The 11,801-nt window shown below is 60.5% G+C and carries 10 protein-coding genes; all 10 read left to right on the top strand.

Annotated features, from left to right (window positions below; genetic code table 11):
- The first annotated feature begins 46 nt into the window (after positions 1-46).
- The 10 genes from H8N03_RS18150 (at position 47) to H8N03_RS18105 (ending at position 11,788) form a co-directional block, all read left to right on the top strand.
- A complete protein-coding gene (locus H8N03_RS18150) occupies positions 47-412 on the top strand; it encodes a MarR family EPS-associated transcriptional regulator (RefSeq protein ID WP_354005143.1) in 366 nt (121 codons plus the stop codon).
- A gap of 20 nt (positions 413-432) precedes the next feature.
- Positions 433-1,710 (top strand): Vi polysaccharide biosynthesis UDP-N-acetylglucosamine C-6 dehydrogenase TviB, encoded by a 1,278-nt coding sequence (gene tviB / locus H8N03_RS18145; RefSeq protein WP_187077618.1) that lies wholly within the window; start codon positions 433-435, stop codon positions 1,708-1,710.
- 274 nt (positions 1,711-1,984) lie between these two features.
- Positions 1,985-3,229 carry a glycosyltransferase family 4 protein gene (locus tag H8N03_RS18140; RefSeq protein ID WP_187077617.1) on the top strand — a complete coding sequence of 415 codons (1,245 nt, stop codon included), beginning with the start codon at positions 1,985-1,987 and terminating at the stop codon, positions 3,227-3,229.
- Positions 3,230-3,233: 4 nt separating this feature from the next.
- Entirely contained in the window at positions 3,234-4,151 is a 918-nt protein-coding gene (locus tag H8N03_RS18135; protein WP_187077616.1) for a glycosyltransferase, read from the top strand.
- A complete protein-coding gene (locus H8N03_RS18130; protein WP_187077615.1) occupies positions 4,148-5,320 on the top strand; it encodes a glycosyltransferase in 1,173 nt (390 codons plus the stop codon). The genes H8N03_RS18135 and H8N03_RS18130 overlap by 4 nt, the downstream gene beginning before the upstream one ends.
- 1 nt (position 5,321) lies before the next feature.
- Positions 5,322-6,527, top strand: coding sequence for a glycosyltransferase family 4 protein (locus tag H8N03_RS18125; RefSeq protein WP_255428291.1), 1,206 nt, complete (start codon positions 5,322-5,324; stop codon positions 6,525-6,527).
- A 43-nt stretch (positions 6,528-6,570) separates the two neighbouring features.
- Positions 6,571-8,088: an oligosaccharide flippase family protein gene (locus H8N03_RS18120; RefSeq protein ID WP_187077613.1), complete on the top strand. Its 1,518-nt coding sequence runs from the start codon at positions 6,571-6,573 to the stop codon at positions 8,086-8,088.
- On the top strand, positions 8,078-9,298 hold the full coding sequence (locus H8N03_RS18115; protein ID WP_187077612.1) for a glycosyltransferase: 1,221 nt from the start codon (positions 8,078-8,080) through the stop codon (positions 9,296-9,298). The genes H8N03_RS18120 and H8N03_RS18115 overlap by 11 nt, the downstream gene beginning before the upstream one ends.
- Entirely contained in the window at positions 9,295-10,461 is a 1,167-nt protein-coding gene (locus H8N03_RS18110; RefSeq protein WP_187077611.1) for a glycosyltransferase family 4 protein, read from the top strand. The genes H8N03_RS18115 and H8N03_RS18110 overlap by 4 nt, the downstream gene beginning before the upstream one ends.
- Positions 10,448-11,788 carry an O-antigen ligase family protein gene (locus H8N03_RS18105; protein WP_187077610.1) on the top strand — a complete coding sequence of 447 codons (1,341 nt, stop codon included), beginning with the start codon at positions 10,448-10,450 and terminating at the stop codon, positions 11,786-11,788. Before H8N03_RS18110 ends, H8N03_RS18105 begins: the two co-directional genes overlap by 14 nt.
- The last annotated feature ends 13 nt before the right edge of the window (positions 11,789-11,801 follow it).

Below are 11,801 nucleotides of genomic sequence, written 5' to 3'. Positions count from 1 at the left end.
TTTGGACAGTCGCGCGCATACTTCGCCGAGGACAAGAGAGACGCCCGTGGCCAGTAAGCATCTGGATCAAGTCGAGGACTTGCACTTTCGCGTCCTGAAGATCCTTCAGGACCATCCGGACATGTCGCAACGCGAGCTTGCGAAAAGGCTGGGCGTGAGCAACGGCAAACTGCACTACTGCATGAAGGCGCTAATGGAGAAAGGTTTGGTGAAGCTGGGGAACTTCGCCGCTTCCAAGCACCATCTCGGCTACGCCTACCTCCTGACACCCAAGGGGCTGACGCGTAAGGCGGCGATGGCAAGTCGCTTCTTGCAGAGGAAACTTGCCGAGTATGAGGCACTGCAGGCGGAGATCGCCTCCCTCAAGGCGGAATTGGACAACAAGCTACACGGCGCCCGCCCGACTCGATGAATAAACGAACAAGGTAAAGCATGCAACTTCAAGACAAGACTTTGGCTGTGATCGGGCTTGGCTATGTGGGCCTGCCACTGGCCGTCGAATTCGGGCGACGCCGCCGGGTCATCGGCTTCGACATCAATCCCAATCGCGTAGCCGAACTCCGAGGAGGATCCGACCATACGCTCGAGTGCAGCCGGTCCGAGCTGCAGGCCGCGAGCCAGCTTCGCTACTCGAGCGACCCGGCCGACCTCAAGGCAGCCCAGGTGTTCATCGTCACCGTTCCCACGCCCGTCGACCAGGCAAACCGGCCGGACATGACCCCGCTGGTGAGGGCGAGCGAGACGGTGGGCAAGGCGCTGAAGACAGGCGACTTGGTCATCTACGAATCGACGGTCTATCCTGGCGCCACCGAGGAAGTGTGCGTACCCGTACTGGAAAGGGTGAGCGGCCTCAAGTTCAACAAGGACTTCTATTGCGGCTACAGCCCCGAGCGCATCAACCCGGGCGACAAGGAGCATCGGCTGCCCTCGATCAGAAAAGTCACCAGCGGTAGCACCCCGGAGGTGGCCGATGCGGTCGACGCGCTCTATGCGCAGATCATCACAGCTGGCACGCACAAGGCAAGCAGCATCAAGGTAGCCGAGGCGGCAAAGGTGATCGAGAACACGCAGCGCGACGTCAACATCGCGTTGATGAACGAGCTCAGCCTCATCTTTCACCGTCTGGGAGTGGACACACTAGAGGTCCTACAAGCAGCAGGAACAAAGTGGAACTTCCTGCCATTCCGGCCCGGCCTGGTGGGCGGACACTGCATCGGGGTGGATCCTTACTACCTTACGCACAAGGCGCAAGAAGTCGGCTATCACCCCGAGGTGATTCTTGCTGGTCGGCGGATCAACGACAACATGGCGCGCCACGTCGCCGACGAGACGGTCAAGCTGATGCTCCGCAAGGAGATTCCCGTGCTGGCCAGCAAGGTGTTGGTGCTGGGCCTCTCATTCAAAGAGAACTGCCCAGACGTGCGAAACACCAAGGTCGTCGACATCGTGAGGACACTTGAGCGCTACAACACGCAGGTGGACGTCTACGACCCCTGGGTCAATGTGGTCGACGCGGAACACGAGTACGGACTGAAATGCCTCAACACGCTTCCAACCCCGGGCACATATGCGGCGATTGTTGTGGCAGTAGGCCACCGGCAGTTCGTCGAGCTCGGAGAAAGTGGAGTGCGCGCGTTGGGACAGCCCGGAGCCGTTGTTTACGACGTAAAGGGCGTCCTTCCTCCGGGCGCCGCGGATGGCCGACTTTAGGAGCACGCCTACGTGGCCCGATGGGCCGGCCCTCAGCGTTGCTCCAGGGCTTTAAGGACCTGCGGGCCAGTGCAGAAGCTTTTCATTTCCGATCTTCGGGCATGGAGTGGTGCGTCAGCGCCGAGCTGACGCACCATACATGCGTGTTCGCGGGCGAGCACCTTGCACATCGCCGAGCGGCCGATTGGACCCGGCTCCCGTCCGAATCGAACACTCACTACTGAGAAGAGAAGAAGAAAGAAAGATGAACGGTACTCCTATCAGAGTTCTGTGGGTGGTCAACATCGTGCTGCCCGCCGTGGCTGAGGACCTGAGGTTGAAGAAGACTCCGTTCGGCAGTTGGCTTTCGACCATGACTCAGCATCTCTCCACGATCCCTGATCTGCGCATCGGAGTCGCCATGCGTGCTCCCGTGTCCAAGCTGACCAGAATCGAAAAAGACGGCATCACCTATTACGCGATACCGCAAGCAAGGTTCAATCGACTCGATGTTTCGCAACGCGACTGCGACTGGGTCCTCAAGGACTTTGAGCCCGATATCGTGCAGTCGGAAGGCTCGGAGATGGCCCACTCTCGCCGCTTCTTCGCCACATGGCCCGGATCTCGCCTGCTCTCACTGCAGGGCGTCATCAACGGCTTCGCCCGCTACGAGCTGGGGCGGCTGCCGCTCGCTTCCATGATGAATCCATTGCGTCCCCGGCAGTTCCTCACGGCCGCCGCACTGGTTGCCAACAAGCTTCTCCGGTTCAATCCCCGGCTCGCCCTCGAACGGGAAACGATCGCGCTCGCCAACTGCATCGTCGGCCGAACGGTCTGGGACCAGGCCCAGGTAGCCGCGATCAACCCCACCGCCAAGTACTTCCATTGCACCCACATCCTGCGGGAAGCCTTCGGACAACGCAACTGGAACGCATCGGAGTGCGAGGCTGCGTCCATTTTCGTCGGCAACGGTGCCAGCCCTCGCAAGGGGGCCCACATAGCCGTTCAGGGCCTCGCCATTCTCCGTGTGCACTACCCGCATGCGCGCCTCTACATCGCGGGCGATGATCCACGAAAGTCTCCTCGTTGGTCACTTCGCCGCAATGTGGGCTACCCGTCCTATCTGCTGGATCTGGTGGCTAAGCTGGGTCTGGAAGAGAATGTCATCTTTACAGGCCTGCTGGGGGAGCAGGAGATGGCAGAGCGGATGTGCCGGAGCCACATCTTCCTGCTCCCGTCCATCATAGAGAACAGCCCCAACACCCTGGCAGAGGCCATGATGCTCGGCGTTCCGTGCGTCTCGGCATACGCAGGTGGCGTCGCGTCCATGGCAGCAGACGAAGAAGACGCGCTGTTGTATCGGGCCGACGACCCGGCAATGCTGGCCTTTCAGTTGAAGCGCTTGCTCGACGATCCGAGTCTCGCAGGCAGGCTGTCGTCGGCTGCCAAGAAGCGGGCCAGGAGCAGCAACGACGCGAGCTTGAGCCTGGAAACTCAAGCTGCGATTTACCGCAAGATGATCGCGCGCAGCGAAGGTTAGGCCGATGCCCCGCCCCGTCCCAATCGCCGTATTCGCCTACAACCGTCCAGAGCACCTGCGGAGGGTGTTGACCACTCTAGCATCAGCAAGGCTAGCCAACGAAAGTGAAGTCGTCGTCTTCTCGGATGGGCCGCGCACCGACACTGTGCGCCCATCGGTTCACGCGGTCAGAGGAATGCTGCGTGAGCGCAGTTGGCAGCAGGCCTTTGCCCGTTTCACCGTTGAAGAGAGTTCGGCCAACCAGGGGCTTGCGAGCGCCATCCGTGCTGGCGTCTCCAAGATGCTGGAGCGGCATGGAACGGTCATCGTTCTGGAAGACGATCTGCTCGTTTCCAATGACTTCCTGGTCTTCATGAATGCCGCACTGGATTACTACCGCGACGATGAGCGGGTTGCCTCGGTGACCGGTTTCTGCCCGTTGACCCGAATACCCCAAGGATACGGTCATGATGTGCTGGCGGTCCCCCGGGCAAGCACATGCGGTTGGGGAATCTGGTCAGACCGCTGGAGCCAAGTCGACTGGAGACCCCAATGCGGACTCGATGTCTGGAACAACCCCGCCCTCAAGGCAAGGCTGAACTCCGTCGGCTCGGATCAACTTTATCGGCTTCGAAGGCAACTCCAAGGAAAGATCAACTCTTGGGGCATCCTCTTTTGCCTGTGGCAGACCATGACGAACCGGCTCACCATCTATCCGGTTCACAACCGCATTCACAATATCGGGTACGACGGCAGCGGCGTTCATACGAGGGCCGGGGAGGCGAAGAACCAGACCCTCGTCGAAAGCACCGAACCGTTCTCCCTCACGTGGCCCGGCGTAGATCCCGCGGTCATTACCGAGTTCAGACGAACCTACTCAGGCGGGCGGCTTGGCCGCATCAAGCGGTGGGCGGTGAATCTTTCTGCGCCGCGGCTTCCATGACACGGGCCCTGTTTCACTATTCGTTGCTTCACGTTGGTGGCGCCGAGAAGTCGTCGCTCCGCCTGCTGCAGGCTCTCGTGGAGCGAGGCTGGGACATTACCTTGGTGCTGACGACCGGAGGCGGCGCCCTGGAGCATGAGGTGGACCCGCGCATCCGGCTCGTGCGTCTTCGGCCAGGCGCCTACGGCCTCCGGTTCATGGCCGCCAAAGGGCCATTGGGCCGCCTCTTCGCCATCCCGGATCTTGCAGCCTACTGCCTCGCGAGAGTTATTGGGTGCATTCGGATGCTTCCGTTTCTCTTCCAACGCTATGACATGGCCGCCACCCTGCTGCAGGGCACGTCCTCGTGGTTCTGTCGACGTATGGTCCGTGCGAAGGTACGCGTTCACTGGATTCGAAGTGATCTCCAAGGCGCCGACAAGAAAGGGCACCTCGCGGCGAGACTCCGCCGTTCGGCATTCGAGATCGACCACTTCGTCTGCGTGTCCGAAGTAACGCGCGCATCGTTTGCCGCCGCGGTCCCGGAGGCCGCACACAAGGCTTGCGTTATTTATAACGTCCTGAACGCGAATGACATGCTCGTGAGGGCCCGAGAGGGAACCGATCCCTTTCCGCCGCGAGCCGATGGCGAGTTGCGCATCCTGACGGTGTGCCGGCTGTTCGAGTCCGCGAAAGGGCTCAGGCGGATGGCGAGAGTATGTGCCCGGCTTCGCGATCACGGATTCAATTTTCGATGGTTCGTCGTAGGTGATGGCCCCGATCAGTCTCTTTTGGAGAGGGAGATCGACGACTTGGGTCTGAGAAACTCGATGATTCTCATGGGGCGAATGGCCAATCCCTTTCCGGCCTATATGAACGCAGACATCGTCGCCATGCTCTCGCAATACGAAGGCCTGTGCGGCGTCGTGAACGAAGCCAAGGTGGTTGGGCGCCCGGTCGTGGCCACTCGTGTTTCAGGCATCGAGGAGCAACTCGTCGACCACCGCACGGGGCTGATCGTCGCCAACGACGAGGACGCGATCGTGGAAGGCATGCGTCTGATCCTCTCGGACCGGTCGCTCCGGGAGGCACTGGCCAACAGCCATCTTCCGCCGGCACTCTGCGATGACGCTGCGAAAGTCCAGCGACTCGAAGAAATGCTGGCGGGCAAGGACGATACCTGTGAGTGAGATGGCACCTTTTGTGCGCGAAGGGCGCAAGATCGTCCTTTACGTAGGCGGATTCATTCTGCCCGACGGGACGGCCTCGGCGCAGCGTTGCCTCGGTGTTGCCACCCTCATGCGATCACTGGGCTTCGAGGTCGTCATGCTCGGCAAACTCTCGCCCCAGCCGCCCTCCAAGGGAGGGACTTGCCAGACGGTCATCCAGGCTTTCCAGTGCTATGACATCCGGCAACCCTTCTGGGGAAAGTCGTACGGCAGCTACGTCCACTCGTCGCACTCCCTGGAGGACGTGCTGGAGCACATTGGGGCGCATCGAGTTCATTCGATCATCGCGTACAACTATCCGGCGCGCGCACTGGCGAAACTGCTGCGCATCTGCCGTCGGCACGACATCGCGCCAGTCGCCGAATGTACCGAGTGGTACGGATGGGAGGGCCTCAATCCCATTCGCAACCTCCAGAGAATGACGGCTGCTTACTGGCGCGCCATGGTCTTGGCGCCCAAGGCTGGAAACATCATCCTCACCAGCCGCTATCTGGTGAAAGCGTACCCCGCTGCAAACGTCCTCGTATTGCCCTTCGTCGTGAATGGATCCGATCCCAAGTGGCTGACCCCAGCGCGGGCTCTAGGTCGGACGCGCGTGCGCTTCGTTTACGCCGGAAGTCCCGGCGCCGGCCTCAGCAAGGACAAAATCAACTACGCCGTCCAGGCGTTCGCGTGTCATAAGCGGGAAGGATATGACTTCGCGCTTGAGATCGTCGGTATAACGGAACAACAGTATCTCTCGGCGAGGCCTCAGGACCGATCGCTCCTGCGCGAGCTCGCGTCGGTCATCACCTTCCACGGGCGTGTCAGCCACACGGATGCGCTGGCGCTGCTGCGTTCGGCGGACTTTTCCGTTTTCTTCCGTGACCCGAACCGGGTGGCGAGTGTCGGGTTCCCCACGAAGTATGCGGAAGCGGTGTCGTGCGGCGTACCTACTATCACTAATCCCACCAGCGACCTGCCGATCTTCATACAGGACGGGCGCAACGGCTTGCTGGCACGTGGACACGACGAAGCAGACATCATCCACGTCCTGGAACGTGCCCTGAGAATGTCGCCACAGGATCTCCAGAACATGAAGAGCGCGGTAGCCGCGGACAACCCTTTCCACTACGAACGCTGGCAAGTCCAGGCGGCACGCTTCATGGAGGCATGCGAGGCTTCATGAACTCGCGGCCCGACCATTTCCGCGTTTGTCATGGCGGCTCCCTATGAGTCAGCGCCAGTTGGGTGCCATCCTCGCCTATGCGCAAATCCTGCTGAACATCTGCATTGCGTTGGGGTTTACGCCCGTCCTCGTCAAGGCGCTGGGGAGCAGCGGCTACGGTCTCTATATCATAGTGGGCTCGTTCGTCGCGTACCTCGTTATTCTCGACCTGGGAATGAACGATGCAGTCATTCGACACTTGCTGCGCTTCTGGAGCGCGGGGGACAATGAAGCGGCAAGCAGGTTCCTCGGGTCGATGCTCTCTACCTACAGCCTGGTCGGCGTGGGTGTCGTGGTAGTCGCTAGCGGCTTCTTCTTCGCCGTGCCCCACATTTTTTCGGCGAAGGTGTCGCCGCAGGAACTGGACCTCCTGAAGGTCATGTTTGCGATTGCTGCGGGAACGACAGCCTTCACCGTTGCGTTCAATCCCGTAGGCGCCTTGATTTCGGCACGTGAGAGGTTCGTCTTTCTCCGTTTGCTCGAGATGGCCGTCACTGTGGCTTCGACCTTGATCGTTCTGATCCTGCTGCGCCGAGGCATGGGAGCGCTCATGGCGGTGGCGGTTTCGTACGGCGCCTTGCTCACAGCAGTTCTGATCAAATTTCTCTACGCCCAATTCGTTCTGAAGGAAAAAATCCGGTACGCATGGTTCTCCCGTGACGCAATAGCACCTGTTCTGCGGTACGCGGCCCCCATCTTCGTGGCCATGCTGGTGGAGCAGATCTACTGGCGCCTCGACAACATCCTGATCGGCGCGTTTCTCGGGACTTCAGCTGTGGCCATGTACGCCATTGGCGTCATGTTCAACAAGTACTTCATGAGCTTCGCGACGGCCATCTCGCGCGTCATGGTTCCGGAGCTCATACGTCGTGTGGACGCCGGGGCCCATGCGTCGGAACTTACGGAACTCCTGGTCCGCGTGGCGCGAACGCAAGCCACGGTCCTGATGCTCATTCTGACGGGGTTGGTCATCTTTGGCGATGAGTTCATCGTTCTTTGGCTCGGCCCCGAGTACTCGCACTCGTACTACGTGATGCTGCTGGCACTTTGCCCCTATGCCTTGGAGCTCATGGGCAACCTGCGCAACATTCTGCTTCAGGTCAAGGGCCTGTACTGGTATCGGGTCTCCGTCTTCGCCGCAATGGCGCTTATTAACATCCCGCTCACGATTGTCCTCCTGAACGTATATGGCGTGGTGGGGGCCGCTGCGGCAACGGGCATATGCATCCTGCTTGGCCACTTCCTGATTCTTCTCATCCTGCAAAGGCAGACCGGGGTGCGCATGCTCGACTACTATGAGGGACTTTGCCGCGGACTTGCTCTGGCTATCGCGGCTTGCTTCCTCTTGGGCTGGTTGCTTGACTCAGTCCTCCCGGGAGGATGGTCGGGATTGATCGCCAAAGGCTCTGCATACACGATCCTGTACATGGCGGTTCTGTGGCAGTACGGAATGCAGCCAGGCGAGCGCGAGTCGTTGCGGGCGGTAGCCTTTGCATTCAGGAAAAAGCTCGATGGGCGCTAAGCTTAGCCAAGATAGACCGTGGATCGCCTACGTGGGGCCGTTTGGCTTCCCGAACGGCGGGGCCGCCGCGCGGCGGGTTCTCGGAAACGCCCAGTCGCTGCTTAAAGCCGGCTTTCGGGTCGTCGTGGCGAGTGGCCAGAAGACCGACTCACGCGAAAGGACCGAGTATCTGCCCGGCATCGAAGTCGTATCGCTTGGCGAGAGAAGCGCCGAACACTGGCCACGGCCGCTGCGTCGATTCCGCTACGCCGCTATGGGGCGAGCAACGGTCGCGTGGTTAGACTCGCACGGGATTCCTCCCGTGGCCGTCATTCTGTATAGCGGATATACGCCGTACCTTCTGCGCCTCACGCCCTGGAGCCGGCGTCGGGGTATCCCCCTGATATTCGACGCCGTTGAGTGGTACCAGTCGTCTCATCCGCTTCTGAGTCTCGTTTCTCCGTACCAGTGGAACATCGAGCTCGCTATGCGCTACCTCGTTAAACAGGTGGACGGTGTCATTGCGATCAGCAGTTACCTCGCTCGCTACTACGAGAAGGCGTGCTGCCCTGTCGTGATGGTCCCGCCCACGCTGGACACGGACGCTGTGCCCGAGCCACCGGTCGAGACGGGGGGCGAACCGCTTCAGCTCTGCTATACGGGAACGCCGGGGGCAAAGAAGGACTTGGTTGACGTTGCCATCGAGGCCGTGCTCACCGCGGATTTGGAAGGGCGGAAAGTGCTCATGCACATTGCCGGCATAAGCGAAAGCGAACTTCTGGCATTGCCAAGCCTTCGCCGGCGCAATCTTTCATACATCCCGCCCTCCATACGCTCGCACGGCACTCTCCCCCAGGCACAAGCCATGGCTTTGGTACGGGAATGTGATTTCTCCGTACTGATCCGGCCGGACAACAGAGTGTCCCGTGCCGGCTTCTCGACGAAGTTCGTCGAGAGCTTCGCCGTGGGGACGCCGGTGATAGCTAACCTCTCGGGCGATCTCGGAGACTACCTGCGCGACGGCGAAACCGGCTTGATCTGCGAAGGCCCGACCACTCGCCAGTTCACAATGGCGTTGCAGCGGGCTCTTCAACTTCCACCGGCCCAAAGGAGGTCCATGCGCAGCAGATGTCGCGAGGTGGCGGCCACCTTTTTCGACTACCGCACGCACGCAGATTCCTTAGGAATGTTCATCGGTTCCTTTCAGACGTCACGTCGGCTGATCCCATGAAAATTCTTCTGTTCGCGAACACCGACTGGTACCTCTTCAACTTCCGCCGGTCGCTGGCGGAGGCCCTGCGCAGCGCGGGTCACGAGATCTTGTTGATTTCGCCTTCGGGGCCCTATGGAGAACGTCTTCAGGACCTGGGGTTCCGCTGGCTACCAGCGCCGATGGACCGACGCAGCCTTAATCCGCTCCGTGAGACTGCGTTGCTGTTGTGGCTGTGGCGGCTGGTCCGGAAGGAAAACGTCGACTTGGTCCACGGTTTCACGATCAAGTGCGCCATCTACGGTTCGTTGGCGGCTCGCTTGGCGCGCGTTCCGGCCCGCGTGAATGCAGTCGCCGGGATGGGCTATGTGTTCACGAGCCAGCAGCCGCTGGCGAGGCTGCTGCGGCCGATCGTTCGACTTCTCATGCGGTTGGCTCTGGACGGAGAAGACGCGAGATTAATTCTCCAGAACCCGGACGATGTCTCGCTGTTCGAACAAGCTCGGCTCATTCAGCCGGGCCGCGTCCGCCTCATTCCAGGCTCGGGGGTCGACTGCAGCCGATTCGTTCCCTCCGCTGCCACGCGCTGTGACATCGATAGCGGTCCGTTCAGGGTGGTTCTACCTGCCCGACTCCTTTGGGACAAGGGCATCGCGGAGTATGTCCAGGCAGCCCGACTCCTGCGGGCGGAAGGCCTCCCAGTGGAGTTCCTGCTCGCAGGTGCCCCTGACGTGGGGAACCCCGCATCCGTTCCTCTTCCCGCGATTCAGGGTTGGGTCGAGGAGGGCGTCCTGCAATGGCTCGGCCACGTGGAAGACATGCCTGCCCTCTTCCAATCGGTACACGTTGCAGTGCTGCCAAGTTACCGGGAAGGACTTCCGAAGGGGCTCATTGAGGCCGCCGCCTGCGCCCTCCCCGTAATTACTACCGACGTACCTGGCTGTCGCACGGTCGTCACTCATATTGTCGACGGCCTGCTGATTCCGGCCCGCGACGCGCGGGCCTTGGCGCAAGCCGTGAAGCAATTGATCGAAGACAGGGAACTACGCGAGAAGCTGGGCGCAGCCGCGAGGAAGAAAGTCCTTGAAGAGTTCGACGAGCGGATCGTCGTGGAGAAGACCATGGGCGTCTATGCTGAACTGCTTCAACCCGCGCCGACGGAGTATGCCCATGAATCCAAATGAACTCTCCACCGGGCGTCCGCTTCGCGATCGTAGAGGCATAGGAACGAATCTCAAGGTTCAGAACATCGCCATCGCCTACGTATGCCTCTGGGCGGTTTCACCTCCGTTGGGCTACCGCACGGAGTACCGCGTGGCCGCCTTGGCAGCCGTGCTCGTCTGGTTCGTTCTGGAGATCGCGCGACGGGGAAACATCTTCGCGCGTCCCACCACGCCGGTACTGGTTGCCGGGGCGTACGTGATCTACACCTTGAGCATAGAGGTGATACTGGGCCCGGAAGCGGAGTTCGATTGGCATATTCAGCCGACAATCCTGCTGTTCTTCCTGATCGTTCATGAAAGCAGGAGGCGCCAGATCGAAACGCTGGCACCCGTGTTCTGGGTGACCCTCGCTTCCCTTCCCCTCTGGCTTGCATTAAGTCTGATGGGCCTAAGTGAATACGATAACGCCGCGCGCATCTTGGTCCGGTCGTCAGAGGAGGCCATGGAGCTTGCGGAACAAGGCATCGGCGGCTACGGCTTGGTCTATCTCATGGTGACCTTGTTACCTGTCATGGTGTACCTGGCCGCAACCCGCTCCGGTCGAATGATTCCCGGAACCCCGAAGATCTTTGGCTTCCTGGAGAGGCGCGTTCCAATCTTGACGGCGCTCACCGCTCTCCTAGGCGTCATCTTCATCTTGCGGGCACAGTACAGCATCGCCGTCTACTTGGCAGCCCTCTCGACCTTGGCTCTCATGGCTTCTAGGAAGCGCGCCCTCCTGCTGGTGGCCATGCTGCTTGTCGGTCTCATGCTGTTGATCGAACAGAACATTCTCTTCAGCCTGCTGGACTGGCTGGCCTCTCTCACCAGCGGCAGCAATCTCGCGAAGAAGTTCCAGGATATCCTCGACAGCCTCCGCGCGGACGAAGCGGTTGGCACATTGAGCGACCGGACGGAGCGCTATCTGAGAAGCCTCAGTCTTTTTGCAGAGAATCCTTTCCTCGGCGTTTTGGAGTTCAGAGACGTCGGCAAGCACTCCGCCTACCTTGACCGCTTCGCGCGCTACGGCTTCTTGGTTGGCGGCATGTTCGTGTATCTGATGCTCTACCTGCCGGTCCGGCTCATGAAGCAGATGCGGACCGGTTTCGGGATGGCTTTCGCCGTGTTCGCAGTCGTCTTGGTCTTTCCGGCCCTAAACAACGTGTTTCTCAGCTTTGGCGTCGCTCTCTACATCATGTTCCCCGTAGCTTGTACCGCCGTACTGCAGCGGAGCGGTGCCCCTGCCGCGCGCAAACCCTACAGTCTTACCGCGACTCGACAAGCTGGAATTGAACCTTTTGTGCGCTGAGGCTGCGGTTCCG

The sequence above is a fragment of the Ramlibacter cellulosilyticus genome, from assembly GCF_014297465.1.
Taxonomy (GTDB): Bacteria; Pseudomonadota; Gammaproteobacteria; order Burkholderiales; family Burkholderiaceae_C; genus Ramlibacter; species Ramlibacter cellulosilyticus.
Note: the sequence above shows the minus strand (reverse complement) of the source record. Positions and strands in the feature narration are given on the sequence as shown.